We start from the raw sequence: 21547 nt of genomic DNA on the forward strand, positions 1-21547 counted from the left end.
CAGCTGCCTGACCCAGATTATCGTGCCCTCTCCCCACCCCATCCTCATCGCCGGCGGCGGCATAGGCGGCCTGGCGGCCGCCCTGGTACTGGCGCGTGACGGGCATGCCGTGACCGTGCTGGAACAGGCGGCCAGCTTCGGCGAGATCGGCGCGGGCATCCAGCTCGGTCCGAACATCTTTCGCATGTTCGCCTACCTGGGCCTGACCGATGTGGTCAGCAAGGTGTCTTTCTTCCCGCCCGGCCTGCGTATGAACGACGTGCGCACCGGCGAAAAGGTTGTACGTGTGCCGCTGGGCGACATGGCCCGCGCCACCTACGGTTTCCCCTATGGCGTGATCTACCGCGCCGACTTGCACCAGGTGTTCCTGGATGCCTGCGCAGCGCAGGACAACGTAACGCTACGAACCAGCGCGAAGCTCGAATCTTTCGAACAGTCCGAAGGCAGCGTACTGGTTCGCCTTGCAGGCGGCGAGGTGCTGCAGGGCATCGCCCTGATTGGCGCTGACGGCATCTGGAGCAAGGTTCGCGAAGTCGTGGTGGGCGACGGCAAGCCCCGGGTGTCTGGCCACATCGCCTACCGTGCCGTGCTCAAGCGGGAAGACGTGCCGGCGCATTTGTGGAGTGACGACGTGTTGCTCTGGGGCGGCGAAAAAACCCACCTGGTGCACTACCCGCTGCGCCGCGGCGAGCTGTTCAACCTGGTCGCGGTGTTTCACAGCAACAAGTACGACGAGGGCTGGAACACCTTCGGCGATAGCGTCGAACTGACCGAGCGTTTTTCCGAAGCCTGTCCGCAAGTCCGGGAACTGCTCGGCAAGATAGAAACCTGGAAAATGTGGGTGCTGTGTGACCGGGAACCCGTGAAAAACTGGACCGACCGGCGTGTCACGCTGCTCGGGGACGCCGCCCACCCCATGCTGCAATACCTGGCCCAGGGCGCCGGCCAGGCCATCGAGGATGCGGTGGTGTTGCGCGAGGCCTTGCGCTTCACGCATGGCGATGTGCCGCAGGCTTTTCAGAAATACCAGCAGTTGCGTTACCTGCGCACCGGCCGGGTGCAATTGACTGCGCGCTTTTATGGCGACATCTACCATGCGGCTGGCGTGCAGCGCGAGTTGCGCAACCAGATGTTTCAGAGCGAAACAGAGAGCGCAGGATTTGCGGGTCTGCAGTGGATGTACGACGGAATCGAGCCCTCAAAGCTGTTCAAATAGATGCCATTCCAATCCTGGAGGATGCATGCAATTTACCAAGCACGCTACACTTTCAATAGCTACCTTCTCTCTCTCCACAAGGGATGCGGCCCTGAATTACTCAAAACTTTTGACCCAACAATGATGCCGACTAGGTTGCTCGCTGCGTGCGGCGCCCTCTACTGATCCGACTTGCCATGCCAACCCTGACCCGTCCGAACACCATCACCGAACCGGCACGCACTCTGCCTGTTTACGGCGAGTTCGATGTGCTTGTGATCGGCGGCGGGCCGGCCGGGCTGGCCGCCAGTGTCAGCGCTGCCCGGCACGGGGCGCGCACGCTGCTGGTGGAGCGTTATGGTTTTCTGGGCGGCATGGGTACGGCTGGCGGGGTCACCAACTTCGCCGGGCTGTATGGTCGCAAAAACGGCGAAATGCAGCAGGTGGTGCATGGCGTGGTGGACGAGCTGCTGGAGCGCATTGATACGCTGGGCGGCCTGAACCAGCCGCAAGACGGCATGCTGGGCCGCATCCGCGTGCGCTCCTACGATGTTTCGGCCTATAAATGCGCTGCCGACCAGCTGCTGCTGTCGGCTGGCGTGCACCTGCTGTTTCACGCCTGGGCAGCCGCGGTGGTGATGGACGGCACGGCCATCGCGTCGCTGGTGGTGGAAACCAAGTCCGGGCGCCAGGCCATCCGCGCCCGCCATTTCATTGACTGTTCGGGCGATGCCGACGTGGCCCACTTTGCTGGCGTGCCTTTTGAGCTGGGCGATGGCCATGGCAGTGCGCTATTTCCGACCACCATGTTTCGCGTCGGTCATGTCGATGCAGCGCGTGCGTTGGCCGCGGTTGGCGATTTCAAGGCCATCAACGAGCTGATGGACCAGAGTCTGGAAAAACATCCCGGCCGCTACCGTTTTCCGCGCCAGGGCGCGATCCTCAGGCCGCAGAAAAATCCTGCTGAATGGCGTGCCAATGTCACGCAGATCCGCAACGCCGCCGGCATGGCCATGGACGCGACCGACGCACGCCAGCTCAGCGAAGGCGAGCTGGAAGGCCGCCGGCAGATCACCGAGTACTTCCGGTTCCTGAAAAATGAAGTGCCCGGCTTTGAGCAATCGGCCATTGTTGATATTGCCGCCCAGGTCGGCATACGCGAGACGCGCCGCATCTGCGGCGACTACGCGCTGACCGGCGAAGACATCCTCTCATCGGCCCGCTTTGACGACGTGATCGGCATCAATGCCTGGCCCATGGAGATGCATGTGGACGGCGCGATCAGCTGGGGTTTTCCGCGCGACGATCAGCGCGCCTACAACGACTTGCCATGGCGGATGCTGACCAACAGTGCGGTGCCCAACCTGCTGGTCGCGGGCCGTTGCGCGTCCATGACACACGAGGGCCAGTCGGCGGCACGCGCCAGCGGCGGCTGTTTTGTGATGGGCCAGGCGGCGGGCACGGCAGCGGCGCTGCTGAGCCACGGTGCGGCGTGCTCCGGCATCAACACCGCCGTCCTGCAGCAACACCTGCGGCAAGACGGCGTTTACTTCGACCGATAAACCCCATCGAAGGCTCCAAATGGACATGACCCCACCCCCAGGCAGCCCACGCCAGGTCTTTTACGACGCCATCCGCGCGCACCACATGACGCCCTTGTGGGAAGTGCTGCATGCCCTGGTTCCCCAGCAACCCGCCACGCCGTGCGTACCTGCTTTCTGGGCCTATGACCAGGTCCGCCCCTACCTGATGGAGTCTGGCCGACTGATCACCGCTGAAGAAGCGGTGCGCCGCGTGCTGATCCTGGAAAATCCGGGGCTGCCTGGGCACTCGGCGATCACCCAGTCGCTTTATGCCGGCCTGCAACTGATATTGCCAGGCGAAGTAGCCCCCAGCCATCGCCACACCCAGAGCGCCCTGCGTTTTGTGGTGGAGGGTAAAGGGGCGCACACAGCGGTCGATGGCGAACGCACCACGATGGCGCCAGGCGACTTCATCATCACCCCCAGCTGGACCTGGCACGATCACGGCCATGAAGCCAGGCCGGACAATGCTGAGCCGGTGGTCTGGCTCGATGGCCTGGACATTCCCATGCTGCGATTTTTCGATGCAGGTTTTGCGGAGAACCACACCGAGCAATCGCAGCCGGTGACCAGGGCGGAAGGCACCAGTTACCAGCGCTACGGCGCCAATATGCTGCCTGTTCGTTACGATGCCCCCTTCGGCCAGACCTCGCCTATCTTCAGCTACCCCTATGCCAGGACGCGTGAGGCGCTCCATGCCCTGGAGCGCCAGTCGCCGCTGGACGACTGGGACGGCGTGAAGCTGCGTTACGTGAACCCGGCTACCGGCGGCTCGCCGATGCCCACCATGGCCACCTTCATGCAGCGCCTGCCGCCAGGATTTTCAGGCAAACCCTGGCGCCAGACCGACGGCGCGGTCTTCAGCGTCGTGGAAGGTCATGGCTCGGTGTGCATCACGCATGCGGGGCAGGACCAGGTGTTTGAGTTCGGTCCGCGTGACCATTTTGTGATCCCATCCTGGCACACGGCCAGCCTGCGTTCGGCGCCGGGCTGCGTGTTGTTCAGTTTTTCAGACCGCCCGGTGCATCAGGCACTGGGCATACACAGAGAAGAGAGGTTGTCATGAGCTTTGTATTTACGCCACCCGCGCAGGTGTCGGTGCCTGTTGTCGGCACCACAGACCGTTTCCCGGTGCACCGCGTTTACTGCGTGGGCCGCAACTACGAGGAGCACGCCAAGGAGATGGGCTTCACCGGCCGTGAGCCGCCGTTTTTCTTCCTGAAACCCGCCGACGCCGTGGTCGTGGTTGACGCTGGCAAGACGGGTGTCATCCCCTATCCTTCCCTGACCGGCAACCTGCACCACGAGATCGAGCTGGTCGCGGCCATTGGCACCGGCGGCAAGAATATCAAGGCTGCCGATGCGCTCAAGCACATCTTCGGTTATGCCGTTGGCCTGGACATGACACGCCGTGACCTGCAGGGCGAAATGAAAAAACAGGGCCGCCCCTGGTGCATCGGCAAAGCCTACGACCACTCCGCGCCCATCGGCCCCATCACACCAGCCGACAAGGCCGGTGATGTTGCCAACGCCGAGATCTACCTGCAGGTCAACGGCAAAGACCGCCAGCGCAGCATCGTCAGCAAGCTCATCTGGAACCTCGCGGAAACCATCGAACACCTGTCCCTGGCCTGGGAGCTTCAACCCGGCGACCTGATCTACACCGGCACACCCGAAGGTGTTGCAGCCGTTGTCTCGGGCGACATCATGGTCGGCGAAGTCAGGGGACTGGGCACGCTGACCGTCAAAGTAGCCTGATGGGCCCGGACGCGGCTGTGCGCTTTTCGCACGGCCGCTCCGATCATCGCGCAATTACCGGAGGGCCTCGGGGTGTCTCGCCTGATGCACTGGGGCGAGCACTCGGATAATCGGCCTCAAACCAAGCTTCCAAGCTCCGACACAAGGTCTGCCCGGCCATGTTCCGGTCCAGACCCCGCAAGCCTTACCGATCCCTGGAGACCCCCGTTTGAAAATTCTGCAGATTCTTGCCAGATTGTGTGCCATCCTCGCAGGGCTCATGCTGACGGCCATCACCCTGATGACTTGCTTCAGCCTCATCGGCCGCAACACCACCGGCGTCACGCTGGTCGGGGACTTTGAACTGACAGGGGTTGCCGCTGGTGCCGCCATTGCCCTGTTCATGCCCTATTGCCAGCTCCAGCGCGGCAACATCATTGTTGACTTCTTCACCTCGCGGCTCAGCGATTCAGCGAACGCCAGGCTGGACCGTTTCGGCGCACTGCTGCTGGCGGTTCTGTTTGCGATACTGGCGTGGCGCACCTCGTTGGGCGGCCTCAATTCCTACACGACCCATTCTGAAACGCAGATCCTTGGTTTCCCGGAGTGGATCACCTACGCAGCCATGGTGCCGCCCTTCATTTTGACGAGCGTCATCGGGATGTACCAGGGCCTGTTGGGTTTCGGCAGCGGCATGAAGGCCCACACATGAGCGCGATCACCCTGACTCTTGTCATTTTTGGCATCATGCTGCTCCTGATGGCCGTGCGCATGCCCATCGCGGTTGCCATGTTTGCGGCAGGCGGCATCGGTTATGTGATGCAGACCGGCTGGGCGCCATTCGCCAGCTTCCTCAATACACAGGCTTTCGCACGTTTTGCCAGCTACGACCTGTCGGTCATCCCGCTGTTCATCCTGATGGGACACTTCGCCACACAGGGCGGGATCAGCAAGGCCTTGTTCCAGTTCGCCGCCAGCACGATGCGACACTTCAAGGGAGGCCTGGCCATGGCCGCCGTGATGGCTTCCGCCGCTTTCGGCGCCATTTGCGGCTCTTCCGTCGCGACGGCAGCCACCATCACCAGTGTGGCGCTGCCTGAGATGAAACGCCACGGTTATTCGGGTCGCCTTTCCACCGCAACACTCGCCGCTGGCGGCACGCTCGGGATTCTGATCCCGCCGTCGGTTCCGCTGGTGATTTATGCCATTCTGACCGAGCAGAACATCGCCAAGCTGTTTGCCGCTGCCATGGTCCCGGGCCTGATCGCCATGCTGGGCTACCTCACGGCGATTGCGATCTATGTGCGTGTTGTTCCTGGCCAGGCGCCCGACGTCCAGGCCGACAGTGCCGCAGTCACCCTGCGCTCGGCAATGGCTGTCATGCCCATCGCCATCATCTTCCTGCTGGTGTTCGGCGGGATCTACGGCGGGTATTTCACGCCCACCGAAGGCGCAGCGGTCGGCGCGGCAGCTACCTTTGTGGCAGCCCTGCTCAAACGTGAATTGACCTGGGCAAAATTCATCCAGTGCTTTTATGCAACGGCTGAAAGCTCGGCCATGATTTTCCTGATCTTCATAGGCGCCGATCTGATGAACTCGGCGCTCGCCCTGACTCAGGTCCCGAACCAGCTCGCTGCGGTTGTAGGCGGCTGGGGCCTGTCTCCGCTCATGGTGGTCACCGCCATCCTGCTGTTTTATGTGGTGCTGGGTGCAGTGATGGATGAGTTGTCCATGCTGCTGCTGACCATACCGATTTTCTTCCCCATGGTCATGGGACTCGATTTCGGCATGCCCAGGGAGTCCGTGGCCATCTGGTTCGGTATCATGGTGCTGATGACGGTTGGCTTTGGTTTGCTGGCGCCGCCGGTCGGGCTCAATGTCTACATCGTCAACAGCATGGCCAAGGATGTGCCGATCGGCGAAAGCTACCGCGGTGTCGTGCCGTTCCTCATCAGCGACGCGCTGCGCACCACGCTGCTGCTCTTCTTTCCAGGCATTTCCCTGTGGCTTGTAAAGTACATCAACTAGCGCCGGGCTGCCGGGCTACCTCAGGGCAATCACGGGTTCCCAAACCCGTCGGTTTGTTTTAATTTCTAACCACCTTACCGGAGACCACACATGATTCAGCGACGCACTCTTCTCAAAACCGGCGCTGCCGCGGCGCTCGGCGCCCCTGCGCTGTCCGGCCTGGCCCAGCAAGCGGTGACCCTGAAGTTTCATACCTTCATGTCCCCGACCTCTGCCGTCTGGCTGGGCATGCACAAGCCCTGGATGGACAAAGTCGAAAAGGAATCGGGCGGCCGCATCAAGTTCGAGGCCTACCCCGCCATGCAATTGGGAGGCACACCCGTCCAGCTTTATGACCAGGCCAAGGACGGCGTGGTCGATGTGGTGTGGACGCTGCCTGGCAACACCGCCGGCCGCTTCCCGCGCATTGAAGTGTTTGAGCTGCCCTTCATGATGTCCAACGCCGAAGCCACTTCCAAAGCCTATTGGGAATACGTGCAGACGGTGGCACAGGACGAGTTCAAGGACACCCAGGTCATTGCACTCCAGGTGCATGGCCCCGGCGTGATCCACACCGTTGCCAAACCGGTCAAATCAATTGCCGACATGCGCGGCCTGAAAATGCGCGCACCCACGCGCCAGGTGACCAAGTTGATGGGTATTCTGGGTGCCATTCCCGTGGGCATGCCCTTGCCAGGCATCCCGGATGCGCTGAGCAAGGGCACCATCGAAGGTTGCGTGATTCCCTGGGAAGTGGTTCCCGCAGTCAAGGTCAACGAGCTGACCAAATTTCATGCAGAGTTCGATCCTGCGGGCGGCAGCCTGTACACCACGACCTTCGTGATGGCGATGAACAAGGCCAAATACAACTCGCTGGCGCCGGACCTCCAGAAGGTCATCGACAACAATTCGGGCATGGCGACTTCCGCCTGGCTGGGCAAGACACAGCAGGGCAACGATGCTGCGGGCCGCAAGAGCGCCAGCGACCGCGGAAACACGATCTACACCGTGAGCCCGGCCGAGGCGCAGGAGTTCCGCCGGAAATCACGCGCGGTTGAAGTCGAGTGGGTCGAGGACATGAACAAACGTAGCTTCGACGGCAAAAAGCTTCTGGACACGGCGCGCAGGCTGATCGAAAAACACACCAAGACCACCAAAGCCTGATCCAGGCCGCGCAACTTCAAAAGGCCCCACGAGGGGCCTTTTTTACTTTCAATCTACACTTGCAAACATGAACCGTAGCCCGATCAAACATTGCAAAAATTGCGGCACTGCCGTGGTCTACCGGGTACCCGACGACGGGGACGTCAAGGAGCGTGCCGTCTGCCCGGCCTGCGCCACCATCCATTACGAAAACCCGCTGAACGTCGTCGGCACCGTACCGCATTGGGGAGACCGTGTGTTGCTGTGCAAGCGCAACATCGAGCCACGCTGGGGCAAATGGACGCTGCCGGCGGGCTTCATGGAACTCAACGAAACCACGTCACAGGGCGCAGCACGCGAGACCGACGAAGAGGCAGGCGCACAGTTTGAAATGCAGGACCTCTTCAGTGTGCTCAATGTCGAACGTGTCGGCCAGGTGCATCTGTTTTACCGCGCCCGCCTGCTCAGCGACCAGTTCAAGCCCGGCCATGAAACGATTGAGGCCAGACTTTTCACCGAAAGTGAAATCCCCTGGGACGAACTGGCCTTCAGAACCGTGAAGGAAACGCTGATCTGCTACTTTGCGGATCGCCGCACGGGCGCCTACGGTATCCACGTGATGGACATCGCATGAGCTGATTGCCAGCGCGCCATCTGCGTCAGGCGCTATCCACCATTTGCCAGGCGGGCCAACCCCGCCACTTTTGCGCGGCAGGCTTTTCCGTCCGCCATGTCCAACACCACTCACCCGGGACTTCATGTTCAAAGCCGCCTCCATTTTCCGCATTGCCGATGATTTCACCCTTCCCTCCCTGGAAGCCCTGGAGGAGGCGCTTCAGGCCAGCCACTTCCTGCCCTGTGGTGCCACCCAGCCAGAGTCCAGCGGCTGGGTTCCGCCGCGCGGCAACAAAAGCACGGTACTGGCTGAACAAGTAGGCGGCCAACTCATTGTGCGGCTCTGCACCGAACGCCGCCCGCTGCCCGCCTCGGCCATCAAGGACGCGGTCGAGCAGCGCATCGAACACTACAAACAGGAAACCGGTCATGAGCGGGTAGGGGCCAAGATCAAAAAGGAGTTCAAGGAAGAAGCCATTCAAAGCCTGCTGCCACGCGCGTTCACCAAACGTTCATCCACCACACTGTGGATAGACCCGGTCAACAAGTTTCTGGTCGTTGACTCAGGCAGCCTCACAGGGGCCGACAAGGTGGTGAGTCAGCTGGTGGAGGTGCTTAGCCAGGTCCCCGGTACGACTCCCGGACTGATGGCCCGGCCGGTGCAAACCACGATGTCGGCCGCCACTGCCATGGCGCACTGGCTGGCCAGCCGTGAAGCACCCGTGGGCTTCACGATTGACCGCGACTGTGAACTCAAGATGCCCGATGACCAGAAATCGACGGTGCGTTATTCACGCCATACGCTGGAGATTGACGAAGTGGCCGAACACATTGCGGCAGGCAAGGTGCCGACGCAGCTGGCGATGACCTGGAACGACCGGGTGTCTTTTGTCCTGACCGACGCGGCACAGGTCAGAAAGCTCAAGCTACTCGATGTGGTGCTGGACGGCGCGCAGGACAAAGGCAAGGACGACGATGGTTTCGACGCTGATGCCGCGATCCTCACCGGCGAACTGGCGGCGCTGATTCCCGACCTGCTGGAAGCCCTGGGTGGAGAGCTCTCCGGCGAGACGCCTGCATCCAGCGCAGATCTTGCCAGGCCCGCGCCTGAGCTGGTGGCCGCGTAAACAGGTCAGGCACAAAAAAGCCCGCTTCATGCGGGCTTTTTTGGCCAGTTTTCACTGGCGTATCTGGTCGGTGTGAAAGGATTCGAACCTTCGACCCCTTGCACCCCATGCAAGTGCGCTACCAGGCTGCGCCACACACCGTCTCAAGCCTCAAATTATAACGTGCCTGACGGGCATCCTCAGTAAGTGGCGCTGAGCAGATCCCTGATTTCAAACAATTCGCGGCGCACCAGCTGCAGGCGCTGCTGGGCCGCTCCGCTGTCGGGCAAATGCGCCAGGTCCAGCGTGTTATCCATCGCGCTGTCTTCAAAATCGGCGGAGTCGCCAAAATCGTCCAGGCTGGAGTCACCGGCATCCATCACATCGACACCTTCAAGCATGACTTCGCCATTGCGGCGCTTGTCGCGTTCGGTCTGAACGATTTCCTGCAGCTTGTTGCGCGCCCCGCTGATCGTGAAGCCCTGGTCATAGAGCAAATCGCGGATCCTGCGAATCATCAGAACCTCATGGTGCTGGTAGTAGCGGCGGTTGCCGCGCCTCTTCATCGGGCGCAGCTGAGTGAACTCTTGCTCCCAATAACGGAGCACATGAGGTTTGACGCCGCACAAATCGCTGACCTCACCGATGGTGAAGTAACGTTTGGCAGGAATGGGGGGGAGAGTTTTCTCCAATTAAATCAATGCGCTAAGCGGTAAAGCTACAAATCTACTCTAAGTCCGAACTTAGTGCAAATAGTTACAAACAGATCGTGCAGATGTGTTGTTTCGCTCGCATGCGGGGGCTTGACTCCGACTCGAAGGCCGTCGGGCCCAAGCCCCCCCCCGAGCCCTGACCAGCGAACCGCTACTCGCCTGGCACAAACACGGTCTCGGCCGCCCCGTTGGTGGTCTGACCCTGGATATGCTCCTTGAGCTTGTGGCTTGCATGAAAGGTCACCACACGCCGCGCCTGGATGGGGATGGACTCCCCAGTGCGCGGATTGCGTCCTGGGCGTGGGGCCTTGGTGCGAATCTGGAAATTGCCAAAGCCGGAAATTTTGACATCGTTGCCATCGACCAGGCGGTCCGAAATCAGGTCGAAAAAAGCGTCAATCATGTCCTTGGATTCGCGCTTGTTCAATCCGATCTGCTCAAACAGCAACTCGGCCAGGTGGGCCTTGGTGAGCGCTGGGCTTTCAAGACTCTCAACGGAAAATTCCACGCTGCGCTCCTCGCTGACGGCTGTTGTTGTTGGAAAGCTCAGGCACGCAAACGCGCCTGCACCCGGGTCTGTAGATTGCCAAGCACCGAATGGATGGCCGCTTCGATTTGTTCGTCGGTCAGTGTAGCGTCGCCGCTGCCAAGCACCAAGCGCACCGCCAGGCTTTTTTCGCCCACCTGCAGAGCGGCATTGCCTTGTTGCGGTTTGTAGACATCGAACAGCGTGGCGGATTTCAGCAATCCACCCGTATCGGCTCCATGGATGCCTGCCATCAGCGCCGCATGCGTCACCGCTTCGGCCACGATCACGGCGATATCACGCTCGACCGGCTGCAGTTTGCTCACCGGCTGGAACAGGGGGACTGGCCGCTGCAGCAAGGCGTCCAGGTCGAGTTCAAACAGAATGGGTGCGCCGGGCAGCTCGTACCCTTGGCGCCACTGCGGGTGCAACTCGCCAACGAAGCCGACAGCCCTGCCGTTGACCGCAATACTGGCGCAGCGCCCGGGATGCATGGCTGGATGACTGGCCGGCGCAAATACGGCCTGCAGCGGTGCCAGCAAGACCTGCACATCGCCCTTGACATCAAAAAAATCCACGCCCTTATCAGGCTGACTCCACTGCAAACTCTCCCGTGGGCCGTAAGCCAGGCCTGCCACCCGCATCGGCTGGTCAAAACCGGCTACCGTGGTATCGGTGTTCTGGCTGGCGGGGTCGCGCAAGAACACACGTCCCAGTTCAAAGACGTTGACGCGGCTGGCCTTGCGGTCCAGGTTGAACTTGAGCACCTGCAGCAGCGATCCCAGCAAGGACGAACGCATCACGCTCATCTGGCTGGCAATCGGATTGAGCAGCTTGATGGGATTGGGATTGCCGGCAAGCTCGTGCTCCCAGCGCTCTTCGACAAAGCTGAAGTTGATGGTTTCCTGGTAACCGAGTGCTGCCATCGCACGCCGGACTGCAAAAGGGCTGCGCGCGGCTTCCGGGCGTATCCGCGCAGTAATGGGCGCCAGCGGAGGGGTCGCCGGCAACTGCTGGTAGCCCACCATGCGCACCACTTCCTCGATCAGGTCTTCCTCGATCTGCAGGTCGAACCGGTAGCTGGGCGGTGTGACCGTCAGCGTGCCTTCGCCTTCCACCACGGGCAGGCCCAGGCGCCGCAAGGCCTGGGCACATTGCGCCTGCGTCAGGGGCATGCCGATGACCTTGGCGGCGCGCGCAACCCGCAAGGTGACGGGACGAGCTTCGGGCATATTGGCCTGCACATCGTCAATAGGTCCGCAGGCGGTATCCGGCGTACCGCAGATGTCGAGAATCAGCTGCGTGATGCGTTCGATGTGTTCGACCGTCAGGCCTGGATCGACACCGCGCTCGAAGCGGTGGCCGGCATCGGTGGAAAAATTGTAGCGGCGCGAGCGCCCGGCAATTGCTTTGGGCCACCAGAAGGCCGCCTCGACATAGATGTTCTGGGTGTCGTTCGACACGGCCGTGGCGTCGCCGCCCATGATGCCGGCCAGGGACTCCACCTGCTGATCGTCGGCGATGACGCCGATTTTTTCATCCACGGTCACCGTGCTGCCGTTGAGCAGCTTGAGCGACTCACCAGCTTTGCCCCAGCGAACGTCCAGCCCGCCGTGAATCTTGTCGAGGTCAAAAATGTGTGACGGGCGGCCCAGTTCAAACATGACGTAGTTGGAGATGTCCACCAGCGCGGTCACGCTACGCTGGCCGCAACGCGCGAGCCGGTCCACCATCCACGGCGGTGTGGCAGCGCGGGTGTTGACCTTGCGCACGACACGCCCGGAGAAACGCCCGCATAAATCAGTGGCGCTGATGGTGACGGGCAAGCTGCCCGTATCGGACACACCGACAGACGGAAAAGACGGTGCATTGAGCGGTGCACCCGTCAAGGCTGCCACTTCACGAGCCACGCCATACACACTCAGGCAATGCGCCAGGTTGGGCGTCAGCTTGAGGGTGAACAAGGTGTCATCAAGATGCAGGTGCTCACGGATGTCCTGGCCGACGACGGCATCGGATGCCAACTCAAGCAGGCCGCCGTGGTCGTCCGACAGTTTGAGTTCGCGGGCTGAGCAGAGCATGCCCTGGCTTTCAACGCCGCGCAACTTGCCGACCTTGATCAGAAAGGGTTTGCCATCTTCGCCAGGCGGCAATTCGGCGCCGACCAGCGCGCAAGGCACCTTGATGCCGACGCGCGCATTGGGCGCGCCGCAGACGATGTTGAGCAGGGCGCCCTGCCCCACATCCACCTGGCAGACGCGCAGGCGATCAGCATCGGGGTGTTGCACGGTTTCCTTGATTTCACCAACGACAATTTTGGTGAAGGGAGGTGCCACCGGTTTGAGTTCTTCGACCTCCAGCCCCGCCATGGTCAGGGTTTCGGCCAGGGCCTCGGTGCTCAGTGCGGGGTTGCAGAATTCGCGCAACCAGGATTCGGGAAATTGCATGTTTAACCTAGAAACGGCGGTTGGACGCGCCCGAGTGGGCCGTCATGGGGTGGGCTGGGTAGGCGAGAGGACGCGGCAGGCTGATGCCTGCAAGGACGAGCAACGCCTCCAGGCCGCGCCAGGGCGGTGCAATCGGGTGCGTAGCGCTCTCACCCAAATGGTGATGCCCTTCATAGCCAGAAAAGTGTGTGCTCATGCGGCCTGAGTTCCTGAAGTAAGCGGTCAACTGCCGTTTTTAGGTTTAGGAGCCTGGTGGGTTACTGGAACTGCGACAGAAAACGCAGGTCGCCGTCAAAAAACAGCCGCAAGTCATTGACGCCGTAGCGCAGCATGGTCAGCCGGTCCGGCCCCATGCCGAATGCAAAGCCAATGTACTTCTCGGGGTCCAGGCCCATGTTGCGAACCACGTTGGGGTGTACCTGGCCGGACCCTGCCACTTCCAGCCAGCGGCCAGCCAGCGGCCCAGCCTGGAACTGGATGTCGATCTCGGCACTGGGTTCGGTGAACGGGAAAAAGCTGGGGCGAAAACGCAGCACCAGATCGTCGCTTTCGAAAAAGGTCCGGCAGAAATCGGTGAACACCACCTTCAGGTCCTTGAAGCTGACGTTCTCGCCTATCCACAGGCCTTCGCACTGGTGGAACATCGGCGAGTGCGTGGCGTCGCTGTCCACACGGTAGGTCCGGCCCGGCGCTATCACGCGAATCTCGGGCATCACGCCGCCGGCATCAATCAGGGTGCGGTGCTTTTTGACATGCTGCACGGCATAGCGGATCTGCATCGGGCTGGTGTGGGTGCGCAGCAGGTTGGGGGCAGTTTCGGTACCGCCCTCGACATAAAAGGTGTCGTGCATGGAACGCGCCGGATGGTCCTCGGGCGTGTTCAGCGCAGTGAAGTTGAACCAGTCGGTCTCGATCTCGGGGCCTTGCGCCACGTCAAAACCCATGGAACCGAAAATCGCCTCGATGCGCTCCAGCGTCAGCGATACCGGGTGCAGGCCACCCTGGGGCCGGTTGCGGCCCGGCAGGCTCACATCGAGTGCTTCGGCTTTAAGTTGCATCTGCAACTCCGCATCGGCCAATTCCTGGCGCCGTGCAGTCAAAGCGGCCTCAATGGCCTGCTTGGCCAGGTTGATCGCCGCACCGCGCGATTTTTTCTCTTCGACTGGCAAGGCGGCCAGGCTTTTCATCAGCTCCGTGATGCGCCCGGCCTTGCCCAGAAACTGTGCCTTGGCGTTCTCCAGGTCGGCAGGCGTGACCGCCTGCGCAAAGCCGGTTTTTGCCGAGTCCACCAGAGCATCGAGTTCGTTCATAAATTTCTTGTCAGTAACGGGCCCACCGGACTGCGGCTTTCGTCCACAGCCCGGTCAACGAAAAAGGGCCAGAGCCTTTTCAAGCTCCAGCCCCCGTCTTTTGTGCGCAGTCAGCTATCAATTAAATAGCTGACTACCCTTCAAAATCAAGCAGCAAGCTTGGCTTTGACCTGTTCCACGATGGCACCAAAAGCGGCGCTGTCATGAATGGCCATGTCCGAGAGTACCTTGCGGTCGATCTCGATACCGGCTTTTTTCAGGCCGTTGGCAAACTGGCTGTAAGTCATGCCGAACGAACGGCTGGCGGCATTGATACGCGCAATCCAGAGGCGGCGGAATACGCGCTTTTTGGTGCGGCGGTCACGGTAGGCATACTGCCCGGCCTTCATCACCGCTTCTTTGGCGACCCGGAAGACATTGCCGCGGCGGCCGCGGAAACCTTTTGCAAGGGCGAGAACTTTTTTGTGGCGGGCGCGAGCCGTTACACCACGTTTGACGCGAGGCATGTGAGTACTCCTTGTTCGTCGTTAAATTAAATGCCCATGCCGGGCAGCATCTGCGCCATGTGACCCATATTGGTCTCATGGACAGCGACTGAGCCGCGCAGATGACGTTTGTTTTTGGTGGTCTTCTTGGTCAGAATGTGACGTTTGAAGGCTTGGCCGCGCTTGACGGTGCCACCAGGACGAACACGGAAACGCTTTTTGGCGCCGCTTTTGGTTTTCATTTTGGGCATTGAAATGCTCCTTTTCATTTGTGCTCGTGAGGCGCTGCGAACCTTCCGCAGACTTGATGGCCCCGAGCCACTTGTAGCGGCGAATTTAACTTCACCACTTATCGTGGCGAGTTTTAAATCGCCACATTTTGGAAAGCAGCTTTAACTGCTCTCACGGGACATGCTCTCGCATCCCCCTGACGAACCTGCCGGTAACCACACCTGCAGATTCAACTCATTTCTTGCGGCAAACCCTTCAGGCGTTCGTCGATGCAGCCGGCGCCGCTTCCGCGGGCGCCGCTGCGGGCTTGGCAGCCGCCTTTTTCTTGCCCGGCGCGATCATCATGACCATTTGCCGGCCTTCGAGCTTGGGAAACTGCTCAACCACAATCAAATCAGCCAACTCGTCGCGGATACGCGCCAGCAGGGCCAAACCCAATTCCTGGTGCGTGATTTCGCGACCGCGAAAGCGCAGGGTAATCTTGCACTTGTCGCCCTCTTCCAAAAAGCGCTTGATATTGCGCAATTTGATGTTGTAGTCCCCATCGTCGGTACCAGGCCGGAACTTGATTTCCTTGACCTCAATGACCTTCTGCTTGGATTTCGCTTCAGCCGCTTTTTTCTGCTCGGCGTACTTGAACTTGCCGTAATCCATCAACCTGCACACGGGCGGGACCGCCGTAGGGGAGATTTCAACAAGATCAACGTCCGCCTCACCTGCAAGGCGCAGGGCCTCCATGATGCTGACAACGCCCAAAGGCTCATTGTCGGGCCCTGTCAGGCGTACTTCAGGGGCCATGATTTCACGGTTCAAGCGGTGCTTGCGTTCTTCACGGTGACGGCGGTCACGAAATTCAGTAGCGATGGTTCAAATCCTTTAATGTTTGCTATAAAAGCTATAGCTACTCGCGCCCGTCCCGCAAGGACGAATAGCCTAACTGACCCACAAAGAAGTCAATCATCAGGCTTTTTGGGTAATGTCAGAGGCAATCGTTTGCGCGAAGGCTTCGAGTGACATGACGCCAAGGTCTTTGTTACCCCGGGCGCGCACGGCAACCGCTCCGGCTTCCTTCTCCTTGTCGCCCACGACCAGGATGTAAGGCAGCTTTTGCATTGAGTGCTCCCGTATTTTATACGTAATTTTCTCGTTGCGCAGGTCAACGTTGACCCTAAGCCCTTGATTTTGAAGCGTTTTAGCTATTTCACGACAGTAATCGGCCTGTGCATCGGTGATATTCAGCACCGAAACCTGTACCGGCGCCAGCCAGGTCGGTAGCGCACCAGCGTGTTCCTCGATCAAAATTCCGATGAATCGCTCCAGGCTACCCACAATGGCCCGGTGCAGCATCACAGGGCGGTGGCGGGCACCGTCTTCGCCCACATACTCTGCATCCAGGCGCTCCGGCATCGAAAAATCGACCTGCATGGTGCCGCACTGCCACTGGCGGCCAATCGCATCTTTCAGTGTGTATTCAATCTTCGGGCCATAAAAAGCGCCATCGCCGGGTGCAATCTCGAATTCGCAGCCCGAGGCACGCAGGCTCTCCATCAGCGCGTGCTCGGCCTTGTCCCAGCTTTCGTCGGAGCCAATGCGCGCTTCGGGCCGCGTGGCCACCTTGTAGATGATGTTCTTGAAACCGAAGTCGGTGTAAACCTTTTGCAGCAGGGTCGTGTAGTCCACGCACTCCTTCAATATCTGCTCTTCGGTGCAGAAAATATGGCCGTCGTCCTGCGTGAAGCCGCGCACGCGCATGATGCCATGCAGGCCGCCCGATGGCTCGTTGCGGTGACACTGGCCAAACTCGCCGTAGCGCAGCGGCAGGTCGCGGTAACTTTTGATGCCCTGCTTGAAGATCAGGATATGACCCGGGCAATTCATCGGCTTGAGCGCGTATTCACGCTTTTCCGATTCGGTCGTGAACATGTTGTCGCGGTACTTGTCCCAATGGCCGGTTTTTTCCCACAGCGTCTTGTCGAGGATCTGCGGACCCTTGACCTCCTGGTAGCCGTTGTCCTGGTACACCTTGCGCATGTACTGCTCGACACCCTGCCACACCGTCCAGCCCTTGGGGTGCCAGAACACCAGGCCAGGCGCATGCTCGTCAATATGAAACAGGTCGAGCTCGCGGCCGGGCTTGCGGTGGTCGCGTTTTTCCGCTTCCTCGAGCATGGTCAGGTACTGCTGCAGCTCGTCCTTGGTGGCCCAGGCCGTGCCGTAGATGCGCTGCAGCATTTCGTTGTTATGGTCGCCGCGCCAGTAAGCACCGGCCAGCTTCATGAGCTTGAAGAACTTCAGTTTGCCGGTGCTGGGCACGTGCGGGCCGCGGCACAAATCCTCAAACTTGCCTTCACGGTACAGCGATACGTCTTCGTTGGCAGGGATACTGGCAATGATTTCCGCTTTGTAGTGCTCGCCCTGGGCCTTGAAGTGGGCCACGGCTTCGTCGCGCGACAATACACGGCGCGTCACCGGCTCGTCTTTGGCGGCAAGCTCGGTCATTTTTTTCTCGATAGCCGTCAGGTCTTCTGGGGTGAACGGCCGCTTGTACGAAAAATCGTAGAAAAAGCCGTTCTCGATCACCGGGCCAATGGTCACCTGTGCATCCGGAAACAACTCCTTGACTGCATAAGCCAGCAGATGGGCCGTCGAATGACGGATCACGTCCAGGCCTTCCGGGTCCTTGGCGGTGATGATGGCCAGCGGGCTGTCGGCGGTGATCAGGTAGCTGGTATCGACCACCTTGCCACCCACTTTGCCACCGAGCGCAGCCTTGGCCAGGCCGGCGCCGATGGAGGCGGCGACATCGGCCACTGTCACGGCTTCGGAAAATTCACGAATCGAGGCATCAGGCAGCGTAATTTTGATCATGGTGGTCAGGCTCTGAAAATGGAAAAGCGCGGTAACTGCCGCGCTTGAGAAGGGTTAGCGATGGAGGCTTGCTATCTATTCGGTAGCTACAAATCACATGGGGACGCGGCTATCGCCCCGGATGACTCCAAACTGGAGGCGTGGTCGTAGTTCGCGGTGTCATAACCCGCGCGATCCTTCCTGTTTTCAGCTTGATTGGTTGCATCGCTCTATTTTACGGCAGCTTCGGCCGGACGCTCGGGAGGCGCCATGCGCCACGCCATCCCAATGAAAAAGCCCGGGCAGCACATGAAGCACCGTCCGGGCTGCAGCCACCCGAGGGTGGCGCTGTTCAGTCAAGGTCAGCTCAGTGGAACTGCTCTTCTTCGGTCGAGCCGGTCAACGCAGTCACGCTGGACTTGCCGCCCTGGATGGCTGTGGTCACTTCGTCGAAGTAACCGGTGCCAACTTCCTGCTGGTGCGACACAAAGGTGTAGCCGCGGTCACGTGCTGCGAACTCGGGCTCCTGCACCTTCTCGATGTACGCCGTCATGCCGCGCTTGACGTAGTCCTGCGACAGGTCATACATGTTGTACCACATGGAGTGGATGCCGGCGAGCGTGATGAACTGGTACTTGTAGCCCATGGCGCCGAGTTCGCGCTGGAACTTGGCGATGGTCGCGTCGTCCAGGTTTTTCTTCCAGTTGAAAGATGGCGAGCAGTTGTAGGCCAGCATCTTGCCGGGGTGAACCTTGTGCACGGCGTCGGCGAATTTCTTCGCGAAGTCGAGGTCGGGGGTACCGGTCTCGCACCACACCAGGTCGGCGTAGTCCGCATAGGCGTTGGCGCGCGACACGGCCTGATCCAGGCCCTTGCGGGTCTTGTAGAAACCTTCAGCCGTGCGTTCGCCGGTCAGGAAAGGCTTGTCGATCTCGTCGTAGTCGGAGGTCAGCAGGTCGGCGGCTTCCGCGTCGGTGCGGGCAATCACCAGCGTGGGCACGCCGCACACGTCGGCCGCCATGCGGGCTGCGATCAGCTTCTGGCAGGACTCGCGGGTTGGCAGCAACACCTTGCCGCCCATGTGGCCGCATTTCTTCACGGAGGCAAGCTGGTCTTCCCAGTGCACGCCACCGGCGCCGGACTTGGTCATGGCTTTCATCAGCTCGAAAGCATTGAGCACACCGCCAAAACCGGCTTCTGCATCCGCCACGATAGGTGCGAAGTAGTCGATGTAACCCTTGTCGCCTGCGTCAATGCCTTTGGAGTGCTGGATCTCGTCGGCGCGGCGGAAGGTGTTGTTGATGGTTTCAACGACCTTGGGCACCGAGTCCACCGGGTACAGCGACTGGTCAGGGTACATCGCGGAGTAGCTGTTGTTGTCGGCAGCCACTTGCCAGCCCGACAGGTAAATGGCTTTGACGCCGGCCTTGACCTGCTGCATGGCCTGGCCGCCGGTCAAGGCGCCCAGGCAATTGACGTAGGGCTCGTTGTGCAGGAGGTCCCAGAGCTTTTCGGCACCGCGGCGGGCCAGCGTGTGTTCGATCGGGAAGGAGCCGCGCAGGCGCACGACGTCGGCGGCGCTGTAGCCGCGCTTGATGCCTTTCCAGCGCGGGTTGGTTGCCCAGTCTTTTTCGAGGGCGGCAATTTGCTGTTCGCGGCTCAGTTGTTCGGTGAGGGTCTGTGGCATGGGGTCACTCCAGAGGTTGAAAAAATTGGGGCAAATCGCGCTGCATTTTTCCTGTCTGCCGCGTTGTTTGTTCTGGGCTTTACTTTAAGTCTTGTACAAGACTTTGTGAAGCTCTTATGTCTTATATAAGACAAAAATATTTATAAATAAAATCAACAGTCTTTGAGAACTTTTCTGTAATGCAAAATTCGATTTCTTGTATTGAGAAATTTTTCCGCACTGCAGCATTTCAAATTATTACAATATGAAATCAGTTTGCTGGATTGTGAAATATGAATGCGAAGAAGAAACAGCGCTTCCGGGTGACCTTTTTGGCAATGCGGCAAGCGGTCATTGACCATGCCGGGCGCGCCAGGCGTACTCAGCGGGGCGGCGCACGGCGGCGCCAGTCGCCACTTGTGATCACCGGCTGGCCCGCGACACGGGTACGGTTGATTTCATAGACCAGACAAACCAGCCCGGCGGCCGAAGAAGGCGCGCTGCCGCCGTCCAGCTGTACCGGCACCTCGCGGCGGGTGTACTCGCCGCTCTGCTGGGGCCAGACCTCCTCGATCTCGTCGAGGAGCTGCTCCAGTTCGGCGCTGATGGCATACACCTCGCCAAGCACCCGGCCCTCGCCACCCAGCACCAGCCCGGGATAGGGACCCAGGTCGTACAGCACACCGGCCACGCTGGCCGTGCCGACAAGTTGGGGCTGCGGGTGCAGTCGTGTGATGTCGCGCACCTCCTCCCGGCGCAGCGTGCCGTAGACAAAAACGTGGCGTAAAACGGAAGCGGGAATTGGTTCAGGCATGGAATTCAGAACTTGTCCGTGAGTTTGTCCGTAAGACATGGGGGTCGCAATTATTTGCAGACAAGTTCTCAGGCATGATTTCCGCTCATTGTTGCAGGCACCGCCCAAGAGCCGCATCCGAACTTCAGAAAGAGCCTTGTTGAATGAACCGCATTGTGGCTTACGCCTGCCTCGCACTCAGCATGTCGTTGGTGGGCAGTTATGTCGCGCTGTCCAAACCGCTGGTGGCGATTTTTCCGGTCTTTCTGCTGGCCTGGCTGCGTTTCGGCATAGGCGGCGCTGCCATGCTGCACTGGCTGAAAAAACCCGCCGACGAAGCACCCCTGACGCGGCGGACCCGGCAGCTGGTGTTTCTCGAATCGTTTCTCGGCAACTTCCTGTTTTCGATCTGCATGTTGTATGGCGTGAGCCTGACCAGCGCGGTGTCGGCCGGCGTCATCATGGCGTCCATTCCTGCGGTGGTCGCGGTGCTGAGCTGGCTCTTCCTGCGCGAGCGCATCACGGCGCGTATCTGGCTGGCGGTGGCCTGCGCAGTGTTGGGCATCGCACTGGTCTCGCTATCAAAAACAGAGCTTCTTGCGCCCGCACCGCAAGGGCTGGAGGCTGATTTGGCTTCAAACTCTGCCTGGCTGGGCAACCTTCTGCTGCTGGGCGCGGTGTTCTGCGAAGCAGCGTACGCAGTGATTGGCAAGCGGCTCACCGGCGCACTCGGCCCCAAACGCATCACCGCCCTGATCAACCTCTGGGGTTTTATGCTGGTGACGCCCATGGGCTTGTGGATGGCCTGGCGTTTTGACTTTGCTGCCGTCGCGCCAGGCAGCTGGCTGCTGTTGCTGTTTTATGCGCTGGCCGCCAGCGTCTGGACCGTCTGGTTGTGGATGACCGGCCTGAAGAGCCTGCCGGCCAGCCAGGCAGGCGTCTTCACGGTCATGTTGCCTGTGAGCGCTGCTGCGGTGGGTGTGGGCGTTCTTGGCGAGACACTTGGCGGGGTGCAGGTCGCCGCATTCGCCTTGGCGCTGCTTGGCGTGCTGCTGGCTACCTTGCCGCAACGCGATGGCGAAAAGCTGCCTGGCGACGTACTGCCGCTTTGATTGCCGGTCATGGACTACACCGCCGTCTCCG

The 21547-nt window shown here is 60.4% G+C and carries 21 protein-coding genes and 1 tRNA gene; 10 read left to right on the top strand and 12 right to left on the bottom strand.

Features of this window, described 5'->3' with window-relative positions; translation table 11 throughout:
* Positions 1 to 22 precede the first annotated feature (22 nt).
* The 9 genes from ACESMT_RS06850 to ACESMT_RS06890 all read left to right on the top strand — a co-directional run bounded on the left by ACESMT_RS06850 (position 23) and on the right by ACESMT_RS06890 (position 9407).
* Entirely contained in the window at positions 23 to 1216 is a 1194-nt protein-coding gene (locus ACESMT_RS06850; RefSeq protein ID WP_372825820.1) for a 3-hydroxybenzoate 6-monooxygenase, read from the top strand.
* A 176-nt stretch (positions 1217 to 1392) separates the two neighbouring features.
* Complete coding sequence (locus ACESMT_RS06855; RefSeq protein ID WP_372825821.1) at positions 1393 to 2757, top strand: FAD-dependent oxidoreductase; 1365 nt, start codon at positions 1393 to 1395, stop codon at positions 2755 to 2757.
* 19 nt (positions 2758 to 2776) lie between these two features.
* Entirely contained in the window at positions 2777 to 3844 is a 1068-nt protein-coding gene (gene gtdA / locus ACESMT_RS06860; protein ID WP_372825822.1) for a gentisate 1,2-dioxygenase, read from the top strand.
* Positions 3841 to 4536 carry a fumarylacetoacetate hydrolase family protein gene (locus ACESMT_RS06865; RefSeq protein WP_372825823.1) on the top strand — a complete coding sequence of 232 codons (696 nt, stop codon included), beginning with the start codon at positions 3841 to 3843 and terminating at the stop codon, positions 4534 to 4536. The genes gtdA and ACESMT_RS06865 overlap by 4 nt, the downstream gene beginning before the upstream one ends.
* Before the next feature lie 208 nt (positions 4537 to 4744).
* Entirely contained in the window at positions 4745 to 5227 is a 483-nt protein-coding gene (locus tag ACESMT_RS06870; protein WP_372825824.1) for a TRAP transporter small permease, read from the top strand.
* A complete protein-coding gene (locus tag ACESMT_RS06875; protein WP_372825825.1) occupies positions 5224 to 6543 on the top strand; it encodes a TRAP transporter large permease in 1320 nt (439 codons plus the stop codon). Before ACESMT_RS06870 ends, ACESMT_RS06875 begins: the two co-directional genes overlap by 4 nt.
* A 90-nt stretch (positions 6544 to 6633) precedes the next feature.
* Positions 6634 to 7686: a TRAP transporter substrate-binding protein gene (locus ACESMT_RS06880; protein ID WP_372825826.1), complete on the top strand. Its 1053-nt coding sequence runs from the start codon at positions 6634 to 6636 to the stop codon at positions 7684 to 7686.
* Between the two features lie 67 nt (positions 7687 to 7753).
* On the top strand, positions 7754 to 8299 hold the full coding sequence (locus ACESMT_RS06885) for an NUDIX hydrolase (RefSeq protein ID WP_372825827.1): 546 nt from the start codon (positions 7754 to 7756) through the stop codon (positions 8297 to 8299).
* A 124-nt stretch (positions 8300 to 8423) separates the two neighbouring features.
* Positions 8424 to 9407, top strand: coding sequence for a recombination-associated protein RdgC (locus tag ACESMT_RS06890; protein ID WP_372825828.1), 984 nt, complete (start codon positions 8424 to 8426; stop codon positions 9405 to 9407).
* A 64-nt stretch (positions 9408 to 9471) separates the two neighbouring features.
* Here ACESMT_RS06890 and ACESMT_RS06895 read toward each other — a convergent pair.
* From ACESMT_RS06895 to ACESMT_RS06950, 12 genes are all read right to left on the bottom strand, one after another.
* Positions 9472 to 9548: transfer RNA gene (locus ACESMT_RS06895), tRNA-Pro, on the bottom strand.
* 38 nt (positions 9549 to 9586) lie between these two features.
* Complete coding sequence (locus ACESMT_RS06900; protein ID WP_372825829.1) at positions 9587 to 10078, bottom strand: MerR family transcriptional regulator; 492 nt, start codon at positions 10076 to 10078, stop codon at positions 9587 to 9589.
* A 172-nt stretch (positions 10079 to 10250) separates the two neighbouring features.
* On the bottom strand, positions 10251 to 10607 hold the full coding sequence (locus ACESMT_RS06905) for an integration host factor subunit alpha (RefSeq protein ID WP_372825830.1): 357 nt from the start codon (positions 10605 to 10607) through the stop codon (positions 10251 to 10253).
* Positions 10608 to 10645: 38 nt separating this feature from the next.
* A complete protein-coding gene (pheT, locus tag ACESMT_RS06910; protein WP_372825831.1) occupies positions 10646 to 13072 on the bottom strand; it encodes a phenylalanine--tRNA ligase subunit beta in 2427 nt (808 codons plus the stop codon).
* Positions 13073 to 13079: 7 nt separating this feature from the next.
* On the bottom strand, positions 13080 to 13268 hold the full coding sequence (locus tag ACESMT_RS06915; protein WP_372825832.1) for a hypothetical protein: 189 nt from the start codon (positions 13266 to 13268) through the stop codon (positions 13080 to 13082).
* Positions 13269 to 13329: 61 nt separating this feature from the next.
* A complete protein-coding gene (gene pheS, locus ACESMT_RS06920) occupies positions 13330 to 14382 on the bottom strand; it encodes a phenylalanine--tRNA ligase subunit alpha (RefSeq protein WP_372825833.1) in 1053 nt (350 codons plus the stop codon).
* A 146-nt stretch (positions 14383 to 14528) separates the two neighbouring features.
* Entirely contained in the window at positions 14529 to 14888 is a 360-nt protein-coding gene (gene rplT / locus ACESMT_RS06925; RefSeq protein ID WP_296924172.1) for a 50S ribosomal protein L20, read from the bottom strand.
* A 26-nt stretch (positions 14889 to 14914) separates the two neighbouring features.
* Complete coding sequence (gene rpmI, locus ACESMT_RS06930; RefSeq protein WP_188708569.1) at positions 14915 to 15118, bottom strand: 50S ribosomal protein L35; 204 nt, start codon at positions 15116 to 15118, stop codon at positions 14915 to 14917.
* 235 nt (positions 15119 to 15353) lie between these two features.
* Positions 15354 to 15962 (bottom strand): translation initiation factor IF-3, encoded by a 609-nt coding sequence (infC, locus tag ACESMT_RS06935; protein ID WP_372825857.1) that lies wholly within the window; start codon positions 15960 to 15962, stop codon positions 15354 to 15356.
* A 96-nt stretch (positions 15963 to 16058) separates the two neighbouring features.
* Positions 16059 to 17966, bottom strand: a complete 1908-nt coding sequence (gene thrS, locus ACESMT_RS06940; RefSeq protein WP_372825834.1) for a threonine--tRNA ligase — start codon at positions 17964 to 17966, stop codon at positions 16059 to 16061.
* 346 nt (positions 17967 to 18312) lie between these two features.
* A complete protein-coding gene (gene aceA / locus ACESMT_RS06945) occupies positions 18313 to 19632 on the bottom strand; it encodes an isocitrate lyase (protein WP_372825835.1) in 1320 nt (439 codons plus the stop codon).
* Between the two features lie 361 nt (positions 19633 to 19993).
* Positions 19994 to 20425 (bottom strand): gamma-glutamylcyclotransferase, encoded by a 432-nt coding sequence (locus ACESMT_RS06950; RefSeq protein WP_372825836.1) that lies wholly within the window; start codon positions 20423 to 20425, stop codon positions 19994 to 19996.
* A gap of 143 nt (positions 20426 to 20568) precedes the next feature.
* Between ACESMT_RS06950 and ACESMT_RS06955 the strand changes: the two genes are divergently transcribed.
* The gene (locus ACESMT_RS06955; protein ID WP_372825837.1) at positions 20569 to 21516 is read left to right on the top strand and encodes a DMT family transporter; all 948 of its coding nucleotides are present in this window, start codon (positions 20569 to 20571) and stop codon (positions 21514 to 21516) included.
* The last annotated feature ends 31 nt before the right edge of the window (positions 21517 to 21547 follow it).

The sequence above is a fragment of the Polaromonas sp. genome, assembly GCF_041689105.1.
Classification (GTDB): Bacteria; Pseudomonadota; Gammaproteobacteria; order Burkholderiales; family Burkholderiaceae_C; genus Polaromonas.

Coding starts and splice junctions, on each gene's coding strand:
- ACESMT_RS06855 (WP_372825821.1), top strand. CDS start 1,393: ATGCCAACCCTGACCCGTCCGAACACCATCACCGAACCGGCACGCACT.
- gtdA (WP_372825822.1), top strand. CDS start 2,777: ATGGACATGACCCCACCCCCAGGCAGCCCACGCCAGGTCTTTTACGAC.
- ACESMT_RS06865 (WP_372825823.1), top strand. CDS start 3,841: ATGAGCTTTGTATTTACGCCACCCGCGCAGGTGTCGGTGCCTGTTGTC.
- ACESMT_RS06875 (WP_372825825.1), top strand. CDS start 5,224: ATGAGCGCGATCACCCTGACTCTTGTCATTTTTGGCATCATGCTGCTC.
- ACESMT_RS06880 (WP_372825826.1), top strand. CDS start 6,634: ATGATTCAGCGACGCACTCTTCTCAAAACCGGCGCTGCCGCGGCGCTC.
- ACESMT_RS06885 (WP_372825827.1), top strand. CDS start 7,754: ATGAACCGTAGCCCGATCAAACATTGCAAAAATTGCGGCACTGCCGTG.
- ACESMT_RS06890 (WP_372825828.1), top strand. CDS start 8,424: ATGTTCAAAGCCGCCTCCATTTTCCGCATTGCCGATGATTTCACCCTT.
- pheT (WP_372825831.1), bottom strand. CDS start 13,072: ATGCAATTTCCCGAATCCTGGTTGCGCGAATTCTGCAACCCCGCACTG.
- ACESMT_RS06915 (WP_372825832.1), bottom strand. CDS start 13,268: ATGAGCACACACTTTTCTGGCTATGAAGGGCATCACCATTTGGGTGAG.
- pheS (WP_372825833.1), bottom strand. CDS start 14,382: ATGAACGAACTCGATGCTCTGGTGGACTCGGCAAAAACCGGCTTTGCG.
- rplT (WP_296924172.1), bottom strand. CDS start 14,888: ATGCCTCGCGTCAAACGTGGTGTAACGGCTCGCGCCCGCCACAAAAAA.
- rpmI (WP_188708569.1), bottom strand. CDS start 15,118: ATGCCCAAAATGAAAACCAAAAGCGGCGCCAAAAAGCGTTTCCGTGTT.
- thrS (WP_372825834.1), bottom strand. CDS start 17,966: ATGATCAAAATTACGCTGCCTGATGCCTCGATTCGTGAATTTTCCGAA.
- aceA (WP_372825835.1), bottom strand. CDS start 19,632: ATGCCACAGACCCTCACCGAACAACTGAGCCGCGAACAGCAAATTGCC.
- ACESMT_RS06950 (WP_372825836.1), bottom strand. CDS start 20,425: ATGCCTGAACCAATTCCCGCTTCCGTTTTACGCCACGTTTTTGTCTAC.
- ACESMT_RS06955 (WP_372825837.1), top strand. CDS start 20,569: ATGAACCGCATTGTGGCTTACGCCTGCCTCGCACTCAGCATGTCGTTG.